The organism is Azohydromonas sediminis, from assembly GCF_003574675.1.
In the GTDB taxonomy this organism is placed as follows: Bacteria; Pseudomonadota; Gammaproteobacteria; order Burkholderiales; family Burkholderiaceae_C; genus Calidifontimicrobium; species Calidifontimicrobium sediminis.
In genome coordinates, this window is the sequence record NZ_QOAZ01000028.1 from 25822 (window position 1) to 43394 (window position 17573).

A 17573-nucleotide genomic window follows, 5' to 3' on the forward strand; every position below is an offset into this window, starting at 1 on the left:
CGCGACGCCTCCTACAATGCGCGACGATGCGCATCCTCATTGCCAACGACGACGGCTACCTCGCGCCCGGTCTGGCCGCCCTCGTCGAGGCGGTGCGCGGACTCGGCGAGATCGACATCGTCGCCCCCGAGCAAAACGCCAGCGGCACGTCGAACGCGCTGACGCTCAACCGCCCGCTGAGCGTGTTCCACGCCGCCAACGGCGCGCAGGTCGTCAACGGCACGCCGTCGGACTGCGTGCACGTCGCGTTGACGGGGCTGCTGCCGCACCGCCCCGACCTCGTGCTGTCGGGCATCAACAACGGCGCCAACATGGGCGACGACACGCTGTACTCGGGCACCGTCGCGGCGGCGATGGAAGGGTATCTCTTCGGCATCCCGGCGATCGCGTTCTCGCTCGTCGAGAAGGGCTGGAAGCATCTGGACGCGGCCGCGCGCGTCGCGCGCCAGGTCGTCGAGCAGGTGCTCGCCACCCCGCCGGCCGGCCCGTGGCTGCTCAACGTCAACATCCCGGCGCGCGCCGACGCCGACCGCCTGCCGCGCCAGATCACGCGGCTGGGCCGCCGTCACGCCAGCGAGCCGGTGATCCGGCAGGTGAACCCGCGCGGCGAAACGATCTACTGGATCGGCCCGGCCGGCGACGCACGCGAAGGCGGCGAGGGCACCGACTTCTTCGCCGTTGCGAGCGGGCGCGTGTCGGTCACGCCGCTGCAGGTCGACCTGACCGACCACGCGGCGCTGCCCGGCTGGCGCACGCTGCTCGAGGCGGCGCGGTGAGCGGCCGCCCGCCGCGCTTTCCGCTGTCGCTCGAGCGCGTGGCCCCCGCATCGGCGGCGCCGGTCGCGCACCGGCCCCAACGTCTGTTGGCCGAGGCGAGCAAGGACGCTCGCCGCCAGCGCTCGCCGAGCGGCGTCGGGTTGGACTCGGCCGGCGTGCGCGCGCGGATGGTGCAGCGGCTGCAGGCCGGCGGCGTGCGCCACGCCGCGGTGCTGCAGGCCTTTGCCGAGGTGCCGCGCCACCACTTCGTCGACAGCGCGCTGGTGCCGCAGGCGTACGAAGACACCGCGCTGCCGATCGGCCACGGCCAGACGATCTCGAAGCCGTCGGTGATCGCGCGCATGCTCGAACTGCTGCTCGAGGGCCGGCCGGCCGGCGCGACGGCGCCGCTCGGGCGCACGCTCGAGATCGGCACCGGCTGCGGCTACCAGGCCGCGCTGCTCGCGCGGCTGGCGCGCCACGTCGTGTCGGTCGAGCGGCTGCGGCCGCTGCACGAACTCGCGCGCGAGCGTCTGGCGGCGTGGCCGCGCGCGAACCTGCGCCTCGTCTGGGGTGACGGCATGCTCGGCCACGCGCCGAACGCGCCGTACGACAGCATCATCGCCGCCGCGGGCGGTGACGACCTGCCGAGCGCATGGCTCGATCAGCTCGCCGTCGGCGGGCGGCTCGTCGCGCCGGTGCGTGCCGCCGACGGGCGCGGGCAGACGCTCGTCGTCGTCGAGCGCCATGCCACGGGGCTGCAACGTCGCCTTCACGAGGCGGTGCAGTTCGTCCCCCTAAAATCCGGCGTCGCCTGAATGCTCGACGCGCTGGTCAACGCACTCGGATGATGGATCTCTCGCGCAGCGGTGGGCGACTGGCCGCCGTCACGATCGTCGCGGCGCTGCTGACGGCCTGTGCCGCACCGCGGCCGGCGCCGGTGGAATCGCGCTCGCCGGTGCTGCGGCCCGAGCTGCCCGCCGCACCTTCGACGCAAACGCCGATGGTTGCCGCGCCGCAGGCCAAGCCCGGCGAATACGTCGTCAAGCCGGGCGACACGCTGATCCGCATCGGGCTCGAGACGGGCCAGAACTGGCGCGACATCGTGCGCTGGAACAACCTCGAGAACCCGAACGTGATCGAGGTCGGGCAGGTGCTGCGCGTCGTCCCGCCTCCCGGCGAGGCGACGGTGGCGCCAGTGCGCCCGGCTGCCGGCGTCGCCGAGGTGCGCCCGATCGAGCCGCGCGCGGCCGCCCCGGCGTCGTCGCCGGCGGCAGCCACGGCCGTCACGCAGCCGGTCGGCCCGTCGCCGGCCGCGCCGGTGGCCGCAGTGCCGGCGCCCAACACGGCCGCGCCGGCGGCGCCCACCGCCGCCGCACCCGCGCCGGCACCGGCAGCCGCGCGCGACACCGACGAGGACATTGCATGGGGCTGGCCGGCCGCGGGCCCGGTCGTCACGGCGTTCGACGAGACGCGCAACAAGGGCATCGCGATCACCGGCCGCGCCGGTGACCCCGTGCTCGCAGCGGCCGACGGCCGCGTCGTCTACGCCGGTGCGGGCCTGCGCGGCTACGGCAACCTCGTGATCGTCAAGCACAACAACACCTACCTCAGCGCCTACGCGCACAACCAGACCCTGCTGGTCAAGGAAGACCAGGCGGTGCGGCGCGGCCAGAAGATCGCCGAGATGGGGTCGACCGACGCCGACCGCGTGCAGCTGCACTTCGAGATCCGGCGCCAGGGTCGCCCGGTCGATCCGGCGCGGCTGCTGCCGCCGCGCTGAACGCGACGTGACCCCGGCGCCGCCACCGGCGGACGATGTGGCGTGTGCGATCGAGCGCGCGCTGCTCGACCTGTTCGCGCGCCGCAACCCCGGCGCGAGCGTGTGCCCGTCCGAGGTGGCGCGCCTGCTGTGGCCGGCCGCCTGGCGCGAGCACATGAGCGACGTGCGCGCCGTCGCGCGTGCGCTCGCGGCGCAGGGCCGCGTCACCGTCACGCAGCGCGGTCGGGTGCTCGACCCGCAGGCACCGTGGCGCGGCCCGGTGCGGCTGGCGCGGGGCGGCCGGGATAATCGCGTCGCATGACAGCCGAGGACGAGTGGCTGCGCGTCGAGTCGCTCGACCTCGACGCGCAGGGGGTGGCGCACGATGCGCAGGGCAAGGTGGTCTTCATCGAGGGGGCGCTGCCCGGCGAGTGCGTGCAGGTGCACGTGACGCGCCGCAAGGCGCAGTGGGAGCAGGCGGTGGTAACCGCGGTGCGCGACGAGAGCGCGCAGCGCGTGCGCCCGGCGTGCGCGCACTTCGGGCTGCACGCCGGCGCCTGCGGCGGCTGCAAGATGCAGCACCTGCACCCGTCGGCGCAGGTCGCCGTCAAGCAGCGCGTGCTCGAGGACCAGCTGTGGCACCTCGGCAAGGTGCGGCCCGAGCGCGTGCTGCGCCCGATCGAGGGCCCGGCCTGGGGCTACCGCTACCGCGCGCGGCTGTCGGTGCGCCACGTGCCGAAGAAGGGCGGCGTGCTCGTCGGCTTCCACGAGCGCAAGTCGAGCTACGTCGCCGACATGACGCAGTGCCCCGTGCTGCCGCCCGCGGTCGGCGCGCTGCTCGTGCCGCTGCGCGCGCTGGTGGCGTCGATGGACGCGCGCGACCGCCTGCCGCAGATCGAGCTCGCGGTCGGCGAGGCCCCCGGCGGCACGGTCGTGGCACTCGTGCTGCGCCACCTCGAGCCGCTGTCGGCGAGCGACCTCGCGCGCCTGCGCGACTTCGCGCGCGCGCACGGCGTGCAGTGGTGGCTGCAGCCCAAGGGCCCCGACTCGGTGCACCGGCTCGACGAGGGCGGCGCCGAGCTCGCCTACACGCTGCCCGAGTTCGGCCTCGTGATGCCGTTTCGGCCGACCGACTTCACGCAGGTCAACCACGCGATCAACCGCGTGCTGGTGCACCGCGCGGTGCGCCTGCTCGATGCGCAGCCGGGCGAGCGCGTGATCGACTGGTTCTGCGGGCTGGGCAACTTCACGCTGCCGCTGGCCAGGCGCGCGGGCGAGGTGCTCGGCGTCGAGGGCAGCGAGGCGCTGGTGCAGCGCGCGCGCGACAACGCGCAGCGCAACGGCCTCGCGGAGCGCACACGCTTCGAAGCGCGCAACCTGTTCGAGCTCGACGCCGACGCGCTGCTCGCCCTTGGGCCCGCCGAGCGCTGGCTCGTCGACCCGCCGCGCGAAGGCGCGTTCGCGCTCGTCAAGGCGCTCGTCCATCTGTCACAGCGTGCGCCGGCGGGCTGGGCGCCGCCGCGGCGCATCGTCTACGTCAGCTGCAACCCGGCGACGCTCGCGCGCGACGCCGGACTGCTCGTGCACCACGGCGGCTGGCGCTGCAGCGCGGCGGGCGCGGTCAACATGTTCCCGCACACGGCGCACGTCGAATCGATCGCCGTGTTCGAGCGCCCGTGAAAACGACAACGGGGCCCGAGGGCCCCGTTGTCACGGTGCGAAGCGCGCTTATTCGCGGTCGCCGCCGAACACGCCGAGCAGCATCAGCAGACTCTGGAACACGTTGTACAGGCTCAGGTACAGGCCCAGCGTCGCGCTGATGTAGTTCGTCTCGCCGCCGTCGACGATGCGCTTCATGTCGTAGAGCATGAAGGCCGAGAAGATGCCGATCGCGAGCACCGCCAGCGTGATCATCAGCGCGCTGGACTGGAAGAAAATGTTCGCGATGCCGGCCACCAGCAGCATGATCGCGCCGACGAACAGGAACTTGCCCAGGTTCGTCAGGTCGCGCTTGATCGTCGTCGCGAGCGCGCCCATGCCGAGGAAGATCGCCGCGGTGCCGCCGAACGCGTACATGATCAGCGACGCGCCGTTGCTCATGCCGAGCACGACGCCGACGATGCGCGACAGCATCAGCCCCATGAAGAACGTGAAGCCGAGCAGCAGCAGTACGCCGGTCGACGAGTTCTTGAACTTCTCGATCGCGAACATGAAGCCGAACGCGCCGGCCAGGAACACGATCGCGCTCATCCCGACGCCCATGCGCGAGACGATGCCGGTGCTCACGCCGATCCAGGCGCCCAGCACCGTGGGCACCATCGACAGCGCCAGCAGCCAGTACGTGTTGCGCAGCACGCGGTTGCGCTCGACGGCCAAGGCACTGCTGGCGGCGCCGCCGTAGCCGGTGTAGACGGGTTGGATCTTCTCGTTCATGGGACCTCCGTGACGCAGGGGGTTGGACGACAGCCCGCTGTGACTGCGCGGCGCATTCTAAGTTCGCGACTCCCGTGCCGGGGTTTGCCCGGCGACCGGATGGCCGCGCGCCGGCCGGCGCCTGCGAGGTGTGACTTGCACTACAGTGCGGGCCGCGATGGCCGGCCCGTCGCCACCCGCCCCCCCACCCAGCACCCGTTCGCCCCACGATGAAGACCAAACCCTGCATGACCCTCGACGACGTCCGCTCGATCGCCGCTGCCGCCGAGGCCGAGGCGCAGCGCCACGGCTGGGCGGTGACGATCGCGGTCGTCGACGATGGCGGCCACCTGCTGTGGTTGCAGCGCCTCGACGGTGCGGCGCCGATCTCGGCGCAGATCGCCCCGGCCAAGGCGCGTACCGCGGCGCTCGGCCGGCGCGAGAGCAAGGTCTACGAGGACATGATCAACCAGGGCCGCACGTCGTTCCTGAGCGCGCCGGGGCTCGACGGCCTGCTCGAGGGCGGTGTGCCGATCGTCGTCGACGGGCAGTGCGTCGGCGCGGTCGGCGTCAGCGGCGTCAAGTCGAGCGAGGACGCGCAGATCGCGCGCGCCGGCATCGCGGCGCTGGGCTGAGCGGGCCGGCGGCGGCCGGCCCGGCTACAATGCGCGCACTTTGCGCCATCCGACGCGCGCCGCGTCCGCAGCACCCCCTCCCGGCCTGAATTCCCGACCCGTGCGGGGTCTCCGCGCGGGCTGCTGCGCGGGTGCGACGCGCGCGGCGGAGGCGTTCCACGTCGGAGTCCTGTCTTGCTGCCCGTCCTGCCTCCCGCTCTCCTCGCACTCGCAGACGGCACGGTCTTCCAGGGCACCTCGATCGGCGCCGAAGGCGCCACGGTCGGCGAGGTGGTGTTCAACACCGCGCTCACCGGCTACCAGGAAATCCTCACCGACCCGAGCTACTGCCGGCAGATCGTCACGCTGACGTATCCGCACATCGGCAACACCGGCGTCAACGAAGAGGACGTCGAGGCGTCGAAGGTCCATGCCGCCGGCCTGATCGTCAAAGACCTGGCGCTGCGTGCGTCGAACTTCCGCCAGACGGCCACGCTCGACGCCTATCTGCGTCGCGAAGGCACGGTGGCGATCGCCGGCATCGACACGCGGCGGCTGACGCGCATCCTGCGCACCGGCGGCGCGCAAAACGGCTGCATCCTCGCGCTGCCGGCCGGCACCGCGGTGACGCCGGCGCACGCCGAGCAGGCCATCGCGGCGGCGCGCGGCGCGCCGAGCATGGCCGGGCAGGACCTCGCGCGGGTCGTCTCGGTGCGCGAGCCGTACGTGTGGACCGAGACCGAGTGGACGCTCGGCGCCGGCTACGGCCGCGTCGACGCGCCGCGGTGGCACGTCGTGGCCTACGACTTCGGCGTCAAGCGCAACATCCTGCGCATGCTCGCCAGCCGCGGCTGCCGCATCACCGTGGTGCCGGCGCAGACGCCGGCGGCCGACGTGCTCGCGATGAAGCCCGACGGCGTGTTCCTCAGCAACGGCCCGGGCGATCCCGAGCCGTGCGACTACGCGATCGCCGCGGCGCGCACGCTGATCGACGCCGGGCTGCCGACCTTCGGCATCTGCCTGGGCCACCAGATCATGGCGCTCGCCTCGGGCGCGAAGACCTTCAAGATGAAGTTCGGCCACCACGGCGCGAACCACCCGGTCAAGGACCTCGACAGCGGCCGCGTCAGCATCACGAGTCAGAACCACGGCTTCGCCGTCGACGACAAGACGCTGCCCTCGCACCTGCGCGCCACGCACGTGAGCCTGTTCGACGGCACGCTGCAGGGGTTGGCGCGCACCGACCGTCCGGCGTTCTGCTTCCAGGGCCACCCGGAGGCGAGCCCCGGGCCGCACGACATCGGCTACCTGTTCGACCGCTTCGTCAAGCTCATGGAGGCGCACTGAGATGCCGAAGCGCCAGGACATCCACAGCATCCTGATCATCGGCGCCGGCCCGATCGTCATCGGCCAGGCGTGCGAGTTCGACTACTCCGGCGCGCAGGCGTGCAAGGCGCTGCGCGAGGAGGGCTACCGCGTCGTCCTCGTCAACAGCAACCCGGCGACGATCATGACCGACCCGGGCATGGCCGACGCGACCTACATCGAGCCGATCACTTGGCAGGTGGTCGAGAAGATCATCGAGAAGGAGCGCCGCGAACACCCGCACGAGAAGATGGCGCTGCTGCCGACGATGGGCGGGCAGACGGCGCTGAACTGCGCGCTCGACCTGGACCGCCACGGCGTGCTCGCGAAGCACGGCGTCGAGATGATCGGTGCCAGCGAGCACGCGATCGAGAAGGCCGAGGATCGGCTGAAGTTCAAGGACGCGATGACGTCGATCGGGCTCGGCTCGGCCAAGAGCGGCATTGCGCACAGCTGGGAGCAGGCGCAGGCGGTGCGCGAGCGCATCGCCGCCGAGACCGGCGGTACGGGCTTCCCGGTCGTGATCCGCCCGAGCTTCACGCTCGGCGGCACCGGCGGCGGCATCGCCTACAACCCGCAGGAGTTCGAGGAGATCTGCAAGCGCGGGCTCGACCTCTCGCCCACCAACGAGCTGCTGATCGAGGAGTCGCTGATCGGTTGGAAGGAGTACGAGATGGAAGTCGTCCGCGACCGCGCGGACAACTGCATCATCGTCTGCTCGATCGAGAACCTCGACCCGATGGGCATCCACACCGGCGATTCGATCACGGTGGCGCCGGCGCAGACGCTGACCGACAAGGAATACCAGCTGATGCGCGACGCCAGCATCGCGATCCTGCGCGAGATCGGCGTCGACACCGGCGGCTCGAACGTGCAGTTCGCGATCGACCCGAAGACCGGGCGCATGATCGTCATCGAGATGAACCCGCGCGTGAGCCGCAGCTCGGCGCTGGCGTCGAAGGCCACGGGCTTTCCGATCGCGAAGATCGCCGCCAAGCTCGCGGTGGGCTACACGCTCGACGAGCTGAAGAACGACATCACCGGTGGCGCGACGCCGGCGAGCTTCGAGCCGACCATCGACTACGTCGTCACCAAGATCCCGCGCTTCGCGTTCGAGAAGTTCCGCGAGGCCGATGCGCACCTGACGACGCAGATGAAGTCGGTCGGCGAGGTGATGGCGATCGGCCGCACGTTCCAGGAGAGCTTCCAGAAGGCGCTGCGCGGACTCGAGACCGGCATCAGCGGGCTCGACGAGCGCAGCACCGACCGCGAGGAGATCGTCGAGGAGATCGGCGAGCCGGGGCCCGAGCGCATCCTCTACGTCGCCGACGCGTTCCGCGCCGGCATGACGCTGGCCGAGATCCACGACGAGACGGCGATCGACCCGTGGTTCCTCGCGCACATCGAGGACCTCGTGGCCACCGAGCGTCTGGTCGCGGCGCGCACGCTCGACAGCCTGAACGCTGCCGAGCTGCGCTGGCTCAAGGCCAAAGGGTTCTCCGACAAGCGGCTGGCGAAGCTCCTGGGCACCGACCAGCACGCGGTGCGCGCGCTGCGCCACGCGCTCGGCGTGCGCCCGGTCTACAAGCGCGTCGACACCTGCGCGGCCGAGTTCGCGACGCCCACGGCCTACCTGTACTCGACCTACGAGTCCGAAGGCGGCGAGTGCGAGGCCGACCCGACGCCGCGCAGGAAGATCATGGTGCTCGGCGGCGGGCCGAACCGCATCGGCCAGGGCATCGAGTTCGACTACTGCTGCGTGCACGCCGCGTTCGCGATGCGCGACGACGGGTTCGAGACCATCATGGTCAACTGCAACCCGGAGACGGTCTCGACCGACTACGACACCTCCGACCGCCTGTACTTCGAGCCGGTCACGCTCGAGGACGTGCTCGAGATCGTCGACAAGGAGAAGCCCGAGGGCGTGATCGTGCAGTACGGCGGGCAGACGCCGCTGAAGCTCGCGCTCGACCTCGAACGCGCCGGCGTGCCGATCGTCGGCACCAGCCCCGACAGCATCGACGTCGCCGAGGACCGCGAGCGCTTCCAGCAGCTGCTGCACCGGCTGGGCCTGAAGCAGCCGCCGAACCGCACCGCGCGCACCGAGGAGGCGGCGTTGGCGATGGCGCACGAGATCGGCTACCCGCTCGTCGTGCGTCCGAGCTACGTGCTCGGCGGCCGTGCGATGGAGATCGTGCACGGCGACAGGGACCTCGAGCGCTACATGCGCGAGGCGGTGCGCGTCAGCGAGAAGAGCCCGGTGCTGCTCGACCGCTTCCTCGAGGACGCCGTCGAGGTCGATGTCGACTGCATCGCCGACGCCAGCGGCGCGGTGCTGATCGGCGGCATCATGGAGCACGTCGAGGCCGCGGGCATCCACTCCGGCGACTCGGCCTGCTCGCTGCCGCCGTACACGCTGCCGAAGACGCTGCAGGACGAGCTGCGCCGGCAGACCGCGCTGATGGCGCGGGCGCTGAACGTCGTCGGGCTGATGAACGTGCAGTTCGCGATCCAGGGCGAGGGCGACGCGGCCGTCGTCTACGTCCTCGAGGTCAACCCGCGCGCGTCGCGCACGGTGCCGTTCGTCTCGAAGGCCACCGGCTTGCCGCTGGCCAAGATCGCCGCGCGCTGCATGGTCGGGCGCACGCTGGCGCAGCAGGGGGTGCGCGGCGAGGTCGTGCCGCACTACTTCAGCGTCAAGGAGGCGGTGTTCCCGTTCAACAAGTTCCCCGGCGTCGACCCCGTGCTCGGCCCGGAGATGCGCTCGACCGGCGAGGTGATGGGCGTGGGCGCCACGTTCGCCGAGGCGATGCTCAAGAGCCAGCTCGGCGCGGGCTCGCGGCTGCCCGAGGCCGGCACCGTCGTGATCACCGTCAAGGACGCCGACAAGGCGCGCGCGGTGGCCGTGGCGCGCGACCTGCACGCACTGGGCTTCAAGCTCGTCGCGACCAAGGGGACGGCGGCGGCGATCGCGGCCGCCGGGGTGCCGGTGAAGGTCGTCAACAAGGTCAAGGACGGCCGCCCGCACATCGCCGACATGGTCAAGGCCGGCGAGATCCAGCTCGTGTTCACGACGGTCGACGAGACGCGCACGGCGATCGCCGACTCGCGCTACATCCGCACCGCGGCGCTGGCCCACCGCGTCACCTACTACACGACGATGGCCGGCTGCGAGGCCGCCACCGAGGCGCTGAAGCACGACGCGGACCTCGTCGTGCGTTCGGTGCAGGAGCTGCACGCGGAACTGCACTAAACTCCAGGTCTCGAACACACCGCCGCCGGCGTTCTCGCGGACGCTGGCGGCGATTGCTTTTCCACCGTCCCGTTTCGCCCTTTTTTCTGCTTGCGATGCACGCCATGACGACGATTCCCCTCACCAAGCGCGGGGCCGAGAAGCTCAAGGACGAGCTGCAGCGGCTCAAGACGGTCGAGCGCCACGCCGTGATCCAGGCCATCGCCGAGGCGCGCGCGCAGGGTGACCTGTCGGAGAACGCCGAGTACGACGCCGCCAAGGACAAGCAGGGCTTCATCGAGGGCCGCATCAAGGAGCTCGAGGGCAAGCTCGCCGCCGCGCAGGTGATCGATCCGGCGACGCTCGACGCCGGCGGGCGCGTCGTCTTCGGCGCCACCGTCGACCTCGAGGACGAGGACAGCGGCGCGAGAGTGACGTACCAGATCGTCGGCGACGACGAGGCCGACCTCAAGCTCGGGCTGATCTCGATCAGCTCGCCGATTGCGCGCGCGCTGATCGGCAAGTCGGCCGGTGACGTCGCCGAGGTGCGCGCCCCGGGCGGCGTCAAGACGTACGAAATCGTCGGCGTGCGCTACGTCTGACGGCGGCGGCACGATGAACCGCGTGGAGCGCGCGCGCGCGCTGCTCGCCGGGCTGTGGGCCGGCGTGCTGCTCGCGGTGGCCGGCATCGCGACGCCGGCGCCGTTCGCGACGCTGGCCACTGCCGACGCCGGCCGCGTCGTGGCCCGTGTGCTCGCCAGCGAGGCCTACCTGAGCCTCGCGGCGGCCGTGGTGCTCTTCTTGCTCGAGCGCCGGCGCGCGCGCGACGGCGCGCCGGCGATGACGGTCGAGGTGATGCTGGTGCTGGGCGCGCTGTTGTGCACCGTGGCCGGCTACTTCGCGCTGCAGCCGATGATGGCGGCGGCGCGCGCCGGGCAGGGGCCGTGGTCGTTCGGCACGCTGCACGCCGTCTCGACCGTGTTCTTCGGCGTCAAGGCGCTGCTCGTGCTCGTGCTTGCGTGGCGGTGTACCGCAGCCGGCATCGCGCCGCGCTGAGGCCGCTGGCGCCGCGCGTGGTCCGGCCCGCGTGGCAACGCACCGTTCGCCGACGGGCGGCCGCGCGGGCGCGTCAGCCCGCGCCGGTCTTCTTGATGCTGGTGGCGCGCTTGCGCGCCTTCTTGACGAGTCCGCCCGCCGTCACGCGCTGGTTGCCGAGCAGGCGCACCTTCTTGACGACCGGCCGGTGGTTGCCGCTCTTGCTGAACTTGACGATCTTGACCACTTTCGGCGCCGGTGCACGGTCGTCGCGCTCGGCCTTGGGCTTGGGCGCCGGCGGGCGCCACAGCACCAGCAGCTTGCCGATGTGCTGCACCGGCGCCGCACTCAGCCGGTCGGCCAGCGTCGCGAGCACGGCCTCGCGCGCCTCGCGCTCGTCGCTGAAGACGCGCACCTTGATCAGACCGTGCGCGGCGAGCGCCGCGTCGGCTTCCTTCAGCACGGCGTCGGTCAGCCCGTCGGCGCCGACGGTCACGACGGGGTCGAGGTGATGGGCGGCGCTGCGGTGCTGCTTGCGCTCGGCGGGCGTCAGGGTCAGGGCGGGCATCGGCCTATTATCGATGCGCAATGAAGATCAAGACCAAGAGCAAGAAGGTCAACAAGGCGTGGCTCGCCGACCATGTCAACGACCCCTATGTGAAGCGGGCGCAGCAGGAGGGCTACCGCTCGCGCGCGGCGTACAAGCTCAAGGAGATCGACGAGGCGCTGGGGCTGGTGCGCCTCGGGCAGGTGGTGGTCGACCTGGGCAGCGCGCCGGGAGCCTGGAGCCAGTATCTGCGCCGGCGCTTCGCGCCGAAGGCCGCCGGCGCCGGCGGCGCGGCACCGGGCGCGCTGCAGGGCACGATCGTCGCGCTCGACGTGCTGCCGATGGAGCCGATCGAGGGTGTGACCTTCCTGCAGGGCGACTTCCGCGACGAGGCCGTCGTGGCGGCGCTCGACGAGACGCTGGCCGGCCGCGCGGTGGACCTCATCGTCTCCGACATGGCGCCGAACCTCTCGGGCATCGAGAGCGCCGATGCCGCGCGCATCGCGCACCTCGTCGAGCTCGCGCTCGAGTTCGCCCGGCGCCACCTCAAGCCCGACGGCGCCCTGGTGTGCAAGGTGTTCCACGGCAGCGGCTACAGCCAGCTCGTCGAGCAGTTCAAGAAGACGTTCCGCGTCGTCAAGCCGGTCAAGCCGAAGGCGTCGCGCGACCGCTCGGCGGAAACCTTTCTGGTCGGCCGGGGTCTGAGGGTCAGCGCGGGCAGCGTGGGCCCGAACGGTTGAATTCGGGTCCGTTTGCCCACCGATTGCCGGCATGTGCCGCCAGGCGGCGCGGGCATATTGAGTCCCATAGAATCGGCCGCAATTACAGTCCAGTTCTTGCACGGTTTTCTGCCGTTTTGGCGGCGGAGGTTTTCGAGGAGTCGCGGTGAACAATCAATGGCTGTCGAAGGTCGCGGTGTGGATGGTGATCGCGCTCGTGCTGTTCACCGTCTTCAAGCAGTTCGACCGCGGCGTCGCGCCGGGCGCGACGATCGGCTACTCGGACTTCCTCGAGGAGGTGCGCGCGGGGCGGATCAAGCACGTGACGCTGCAGGAGAGCACCAGCGGCACCGAGATCATCGCCACCACCAGTGACGACCGACGCATCCGCAGCACCGCGACGTACCTCGACCGCGGGCTGGTCGGCGACCTGATCGCCGCCAACGTGCGTTTCGACGTGCGCCCGCGCGAGGAGCCGTCGATCCTGATGAGCATCCTGCTCAGCTGGGGCCCGATGCTGCTGCTGATCGGCGTGTGGATCTATTTCATGCGCCAGATGCAGGGCGGCGGTAAGGGCGGCGCTTTCAGCTTCGGCAAGAGCAAGGCGCGCATGCTCGACGAGGCCAACAACACCACCACCTTCGCCGACGTCGCCGGCTGCGACGAGGCCAAGGAGGAGGTCAAGGAGCTCGTCGACTTCCTGAAGGACCCGCAGAAGTTCCAGAAGCTGGGTGGGCGTATCCCGCGCGGCGTGCTGCTCGTGGGCCCGCCAGGCACCGGCAAGACGTTGCTGGCCAAGGCCATCGCCGGCGAGGCCAAGGTGCCGTTCTTCAGCATCTCGGGCTCGGACTTCGTCGAGATGTTCGTCGGCGTCGGCGCGGCGCGCGTGCGCGACATGTTCGAGCAGGCGAAGAAGAGCGCGCCGTGCATCATCTTCATCGACGAGATCGACGCCGTGGGCCGGCACCGCGGCGCGGGCCTGGGCGGCGGCAACGACGAGCGCGAGCAGACGCTCAACCAGATGCTGGTCGAGATGGACGGCTTCGAGACCAACCTCGGCGTCATCGTGATGGCGGCCACCAACCGGCCCGACATCCTCGACCCGGCGCTGCTGCGCCCGGGCCGCTTCGACCGCCAGGTCTACGTCACGCTGCCCGACGTGCGCGGGCGCGAGCAGATCCTCAACGTGCACATGCGCAAGGTGCCGGTGGGCCAGGACGTCAAGCCCGACATCCTTGCGCGCGGCACGCCGGGCTTCTCGGGCGCGGACCTGGCCAACCTCGTCAACGAGGCGGCGCTGTTCGCCGCGCGCCGCAACGCGCGCGTCGTCGAGATGGTCGACTTCGAGAAGGCCAAGGACAAGATCCTGATGGGCCCCGAGCGCAAGAGCATGGTCATGCCCGAGGAGGAGCGTCGCAACACCGCCTACCACGAGGCCGGCCACGCGCTGGTGGCGCGCCTGCTGCCCAAGACCGACCCGGTGCACAAGGTCACGATCATCCCGCGCGGCCGCGCGCTCGGCGTGACGATGCAGCTGCCCGAGGGCGACCGCTACAGCATGGACAAGGAGCGCATCCTGTCGACGATCTCGGTGCTGTTCGGCGGCCGCATCGCCGAGGAGGTGTTCATGAACCAGATGACCACCGGCGCCAGCAACGACTTCGAGCGCGCGACGCAGCTCGCGCGCGACATGGTGATGCGCTACGGCATGAGCGACGAGCTCGGCCCGATGGTCTACGCCGAGAACGAGGGCGAGGTCTTCCTCGGTCGCAGCATCACGAAGCAGGTCCACATGTCCGAGGCGACGATGCAGAAGGTCGACCGCGAGGTGCGCCGCATCATCGACGAGCAGTATGCCGTCGCGCGCAAGCTGATCGAGGACCACAAGGACAAGATGCACGCGATGGCGCAGGCGCTGCTCGAATGGGAGACGATCGACGGCGACCAGATCGAGGACATCATGGAGGGCAAGCCGCCGCGCCCGCCGAAGGACTGGACGCCCTCGGCGCCGCGTGGCAGCGGCGGTGGCACGCCGCCGATCAGCGCCGACGGCGCGCCGGCAGCGGCGTGAACGTGACCGGCTGACGACGTTGCGACGGGGCTGCGGCCCCGTCGCCGTTTGCGACCCAAGTTTCCTTACTGACATGGCCTTCTGGCAGACCGCGCGCTTCGACGTCGACCTGTCGCGCCCGCGCGTGATGGGCATCGTCAACGTGACGCCCGATTCGTTTTCCGACGGGGGCCGTCACGCCGACGCGGCGGCCGCGTGCGCGCACTGCGAGCGCCTCGTCGCCGAGGGTGCCGACCTGCTCGACATTGGTGGCGAGTCGACGCGCCCGGGCGCCGTCACCCCGAGCGCCGACGAGGAGCTCGCGCGCGTGCTGCCCGTCGTGCGGCACGCCGTGACGCTGGGCGTGCCGGTGTCGGTCGACACCAGCGCGCCCGAGGTGATGCGCGCGGTGCTCGACGCCGGTGCCGACGTCGTCAACGACGTGCGCGCGCTCACACGCCCGGGGGCGCTGGCCGCGGTGGCCGCGCACCCGCGCGCCGGAGTGTGCCTGATGCACATGCGCGCCGAGCCGGCGACGATGCAGCAGCAGGCCGACTACCGCGACGTCGTCGCCGAAGTGGCCGCGTACCTGGCCGAACGGGTCGCGGCGGTGCAGGCGGCCGGCGTCGAGCGGCAGCGCATCGTCGTCGACCCCGGGATCGGCTTCGGCAAGAAGGTGGAACACAACCTCGCGCTGCTCGCGCGCCAGCGCGAACTGCTGGCGCTGGGCCTGCCGCTGCTGGTGGGATGGTCGCGCAAGTCGACGCTTGGCGCGGTGACGGGGCGCGGCGTCGGCGAGCGGCTGGCCGCCAGCGTCGCGGCCGCGCTGATGGCCGTCGAGCGCGGGGCGGCGATCGTGCGTGTGCACGATGTCGCAGCGACCGTCGATGCGTTGAAGGTCTGGACGGCGGTGGCGCGCAGCGGCAACCCGCACGGGCAGGGCGGGAGCACAATCGCGCGCTGACTCCGAGCCCCCAGCGCCCACGCGGCGGCCGACGCCGTACCAGCGCCCGCGACGACCATGAGCAGAACCTACTTCGGCACCGACGGCATCCGTGGCACCGTTGGCCGCGCGCCGATCACGCCCGACTTCATGCTCGCGCTCGGCCACGCGGTCGGCCGCGTGCTGCGGCGCAGCCTCGAGCGGCCGACGGTGCTGATCGGCAAGGACACGCGCATCTCGGGTTACATGATCGAGTCGGCGCTCGAGGCGGGGTTCGCCGCGGCCGGCGTCGACGTGCTGCTATCGGGCCCGCTGCCCACGCCCGGCGTCGCCTACCTGACGCGCGCGCTGCGCCTCGACCTCGGCGTCGTGATCAGCGCGAGCCACAACCCGTACCCCGACAACGGCGTCAAGTTCTTCTCGGCGCGCGGCGAGAAGCTGCCCGACGAGTGGGAGGCTGCCGTCGAGGCCGCGCTCGCCGAGCCGCCGCAGTGGGTCGATTCGGCCGGGCTCGGGCGGGCGCGGCGGCTCGACGACGCGCGCGGGCGCTACATCGAGTTCTGCAAGAGCACGGTGCCGCACAGCTTCTCGCTGCGTGGCATGAAGTTCGTCGTCGACGCGGCGCACGGTGCCGCGTACCACGTCGCCCCCGACGTGCTGCACGAGCTGGGGGCGCAGGTCGTCGCGATCGGCTGCAGCCCCGACGGCACCAACATCAACGACGGATTCGGCGCGACGGCGCCGCAGGCGCTGGTGGCCGCGGTCGCCGAACACGACGCGGACTACGGCATCGCGCTCGACGGCGACGCCGACCGCCTGCAGATCGTCGACCGGCGCGGGCGCCTGTTCAACGGCGACGAGCTGCTCTACGTGATGGCCACCGACCGCCTGGCGAAGGGCGAGCCGGTGCCCGGCGTCGTCGGCACGCTGATGACCAACCTCGGCGTCGAGCAGGCGCTCAAACGGCACGGCGTGCCGCTGGTGCGCGCCAAGGTTGGCGACCGCTACGTGCTCGAGGAGCTCGTCGCGCGCGGCTGGCAGCTCGGCGGCGAGGGCTCGGGCCACCTGATCGCGCTCGACCGCCACACGACCGGCGACGGCATCGTCAGCGCGCTGCAGGTGTTGCAGGCGGTGCGCCGTAACGGACACGACCTCGCCGGTCTGCTCGAAGGCGTCGAGCTGTACCCGCAGACGCTGATCAACGTGCGGGTGACCGAAGGCGGCGACTGGCGCCGCAACGCCGCGCTCGCAGCCGAACAGCAGGCGGTCGAACGCGAGCTCGGCTCGAGCGGGCGCGTGCTGATTCGGGCCTCGGGCACCGAGCCCGTGCTGCGCGTGATGGTCGAAGCGCGCGACCCGGGGCAGGCCGCCCGCTTCGCCCAAAGGCTCGCCGACGCGGCCGGGGCACTTGCAGCGGCGGCCTGAAAGCCGATTTGGCGCCCCGCCGGGGACGTAACCGCCGGCAGCGAGAGCGGGGCGTTGTCCCGTTCGCTGTTGAACCGTGACCGGTGACGGCCCCTCGGTGAACATGCTACGCGGCCTTGAAGACGGCGCCGTCGTCGCTTGCCGGACGACGGGCATCCAGGGCCTTGAGGAGGGTGCGCATCTGGCCACAGCCGCGCAGCTTGCGCATGCGCGTGGCCGCGTCGCTGAGCGCGCTGGCCACCCAGCGCAGCACCATCTGGCCGTCGCCCCAGCGCTTGACGTTGCGGCTGTAGTGCGCCACCGAGCCGTTCAGGTTCTCGATGGGGTTGGTCGTGCGCAGCGTGCGGTACAGCGCCCCGGTGATGCCCAGTGCCTGCACGGTCAGCGTCTCCTCCAGGCCCTCGCGCAGGCTGGCGGCCGCACCCGGGTGCCTGGCCTGCAGCGACGATGCCAGACGGCCGAGCTGCTTGCGCGCCAGATCGGCGTCCGAGGCCGACCAGGCGTCCTTGAGGGCCCGCTTGACGCCGGCGTGCAGCTCCCTGGGCAGGTGCTCCAGCACGTTGCGGCGCTTGTGCTCCTGGCAGCGCTGCACGAGCGCGCACGCGCCGAAGGTCTGCACGATGGCCTTGCGCAGCGCCTTGCCGCCGTCGATCACCCACAGCCGCATGCGCTGGGCATCCAGGCCGCGCTCGACCAGATCCGACAGCAGCGCGG

General features: G+C 71.5%; 17 protein-coding genes. 14 read left to right on the forward strand and 3 right to left on the reverse strand.

The features are described from left to right. Positions 1–26: 26 nt before the first annotated feature. The 5 genes from surE to rlmD are packed head-to-tail and all read left to right on the forward strand — an operon-like array spanning position 27 to position 4197. Positions 27–776, forward strand: coding sequence for a 5'/3'-nucleotidase SurE (surE, locus tag DRV96_RS13700; RefSeq protein WP_119292069.1), 750 nt, complete (start codon positions 27–29; stop codon positions 774–776). Then, on the forward strand, positions 773–1573 hold the full coding sequence (locus tag DRV96_RS13705) for a protein-L-isoaspartate(D-aspartate) O-methyltransferase (RefSeq protein WP_210757050.1): 801 nt from the start codon (positions 773–775) through the stop codon (positions 1571–1573). Before surE ends, DRV96_RS13705 begins: the two co-directional genes overlap by 4 nt. 32 nt (positions 1574–1605) lie before the next feature. Further along, a complete protein-coding gene (locus DRV96_RS13710; protein ID WP_210757051.1) occupies positions 1606–2538 on the forward strand; it encodes a peptidoglycan DD-metalloendopeptidase family protein in 933 nt (310 codons plus the stop codon). 37 nt (positions 2539–2575) lie between these two features. Beyond that, positions 2576–2839 (forward strand): DUF3253 domain-containing protein, encoded by a 264-nt coding sequence (locus DRV96_RS13715; protein WP_119292072.1) that lies wholly within the window; start codon positions 2576–2578, stop codon positions 2837–2839. Beyond that, positions 2836–4197, forward strand: coding sequence for a 23S rRNA (uracil(1939)-C(5))-methyltransferase RlmD (rlmD, locus tag DRV96_RS13720; RefSeq protein WP_119292074.1), 1362 nt, complete (start codon positions 2836–2838; stop codon positions 4195–4197). Before DRV96_RS13715 ends, rlmD begins: the two co-directional genes overlap by 4 nt. Before the next feature lie 48 nt (positions 4198–4245). Here the strand turns inward: rlmD and DRV96_RS13725 are convergent, their stop codons facing one another. Beyond that, a complete protein-coding gene (locus DRV96_RS13725) occupies positions 4246–4950 on the reverse strand; it encodes a Bax inhibitor-1/YccA family protein (protein WP_119292076.1) in 705 nt (234 codons plus the stop codon). Between the two features lie 209 nt (positions 4951–5159). Between DRV96_RS13725 and DRV96_RS13730 the strand changes: the two genes are divergently transcribed. The 5 genes from DRV96_RS13730 (at position 5160) to DRV96_RS13750 (ending at position 11196) form a co-directional block, all read left to right on the forward strand. Next, positions 5160–5564, forward strand: coding sequence for a GlcG/HbpS family heme-binding protein (locus DRV96_RS13730; protein ID WP_119292078.1), 405 nt, complete (start codon positions 5160–5162; stop codon positions 5562–5564). A gap of 174 nt (positions 5565–5738) precedes the next feature. Then, on the forward strand, positions 5739–6890 hold the full coding sequence (gene carA, locus DRV96_RS13735) for a glutamine-hydrolyzing carbamoyl-phosphate synthase small subunit (RefSeq protein WP_119292080.1): 1152 nt from the start codon (positions 5739–5741) through the stop codon (positions 6888–6890). A 1-nt stretch (position 6891) separates the two neighbouring features. Continuing rightward, positions 6892–10161, forward strand: coding sequence for a carbamoyl-phosphate synthase large subunit (gene carB, locus DRV96_RS13740; RefSeq protein WP_119292082.1), 3270 nt, complete (start codon positions 6892–6894; stop codon positions 10159–10161). A 104-nt stretch (positions 10162–10265) separates the two neighbouring features. After that, the gene (gene greA, locus DRV96_RS13745; RefSeq protein ID WP_119292084.1) at positions 10266–10742 is read left to right on the forward strand and encodes a transcription elongation factor GreA; all 477 of its coding nucleotides are present in this window, start codon (positions 10266–10268) and stop codon (positions 10740–10742) included. A gap of 13 nt (positions 10743–10755) precedes the next feature. Next, positions 10756–11196, forward strand: a complete 441-nt coding sequence (locus DRV96_RS13750; protein ID WP_119292086.1) for a DUF4149 domain-containing protein — start codon at positions 10756–10758, stop codon at positions 11194–11196. 73 nt (positions 11197–11269) lie between these two features. Here the strand turns inward: DRV96_RS13750 and DRV96_RS13755 are convergent, their stop codons facing one another. Continuing rightward, positions 11270–11743, reverse strand: coding sequence for a YhbY family RNA-binding protein (locus tag DRV96_RS13755; protein ID WP_119292088.1), 474 nt, complete (start codon positions 11741–11743; stop codon positions 11270–11272). Between the two features lie 20 nt (positions 11744–11763). Here DRV96_RS13755 and DRV96_RS13760 point away from each other — a divergent pair, with 20 nt between their 5' ends. The 4 genes from DRV96_RS13760 (at position 11764) to glmM (ending at position 16859) form a co-directional block, all read left to right on the forward strand. Continuing rightward, entirely contained in the window at positions 11764–12462 is a 699-nt protein-coding gene (locus tag DRV96_RS13760; RefSeq protein ID WP_119292090.1) for an RlmE family RNA methyltransferase, read from the forward strand. 145 nt (positions 12463–12607) lie between these two features. Beyond that, on the forward strand, positions 12608–14512 hold the full coding sequence (gene ftsH / locus DRV96_RS13765) for an ATP-dependent zinc metalloprotease FtsH (RefSeq protein ID WP_119292092.1): 1905 nt from the start codon (positions 12608–12610) through the stop codon (positions 14510–14512). A 73-nt stretch (positions 14513–14585) separates the two neighbouring features. Beyond that, positions 14586–15455 (forward strand): dihydropteroate synthase, encoded by an 870-nt coding sequence (gene folP / locus DRV96_RS13770; RefSeq protein ID WP_119292094.1) that lies wholly within the window; start codon positions 14586–14588, stop codon positions 15453–15455. Between the two features lie 57 nt (positions 15456–15512). Further along, complete coding sequence (gene glmM, locus DRV96_RS13775; RefSeq protein ID WP_119292096.1) at positions 15513–16859, forward strand: phosphoglucosamine mutase; 1347 nt, start codon at positions 15513–15515, stop codon at positions 16857–16859. 106 nt (positions 16860–16965) lie between these two features. Here glmM and DRV96_RS13780 read toward each other — a convergent pair. Continuing rightward, positions 16966–17573, reverse strand: a 608-nt coding sequence (locus DRV96_RS13780; protein WP_210757052.1) for a transposase, incomplete at its 5' end; no start/stop codon positions are given.

Bases quoted from the DNA above. Each gene is read 5' to 3' on its own strand.
- surE (WP_119292069.1), top strand. From the start codon at position 27: ATGCGCATCCTCATTGCCAACGACGACGGCTACCTCGCGCCCGGTCTG.
- DRV96_RS13710 (WP_210757051.1), top strand. From the start codon at position 1,606: ATGGATCTCTCGCGCAGCGGTGGGCGACTGGCCGCCGTCACGATCGTC.
- rlmD (WP_119292074.1), top strand. From the start codon at position 2,836: ATGACAGCCGAGGACGAGTGGCTGCGCGTCGAGTCGCTCGACCTCGAC.
- DRV96_RS13725 (WP_119292076.1), bottom strand. From the start codon at position 4,950: ATGAACGAGAAGATCCAACCCGTCTACACCGGCTACGGCGGCGCCGCC.
- DRV96_RS13730 (WP_119292078.1), top strand. From the start codon at position 5,160: ATGAAGACCAAACCCTGCATGACCCTCGACGACGTCCGCTCGATCGCC.
- carB (WP_119292082.1), top strand. From the start codon at position 6,892: ATGCCGAAGCGCCAGGACATCCACAGCATCCTGATCATCGGCGCCGGC.
- greA (WP_119292084.1), top strand. From the start codon at position 10,266: ATGACGACGATTCCCCTCACCAAGCGCGGGGCCGAGAAGCTCAAGGAC.
- DRV96_RS13750 (WP_119292086.1), top strand. From the start codon at position 10,756: ATGAACCGCGTGGAGCGCGCGCGCGCGCTGCTCGCCGGGCTGTGGGCC.
- DRV96_RS13755 (WP_119292088.1), bottom strand. From the start codon at position 11,743: ATGCCCGCCCTGACCCTGACGCCCGCCGAGCGCAAGCAGCACCGCAGC.
- DRV96_RS13760 (WP_119292090.1), top strand. From the start codon at position 11,764: ATGAAGATCAAGACCAAGAGCAAGAAGGTCAACAAGGCGTGGCTCGCC.
- folP (WP_119292094.1), top strand. From the start codon at position 14,586: ATGGCCTTCTGGCAGACCGCGCGCTTCGACGTCGACCTGTCGCGCCCG.
- glmM (WP_119292096.1), top strand. From the start codon at position 15,513: ATGAGCAGAACCTACTTCGGCACCGACGGCATCCGTGGCACCGTTGGC.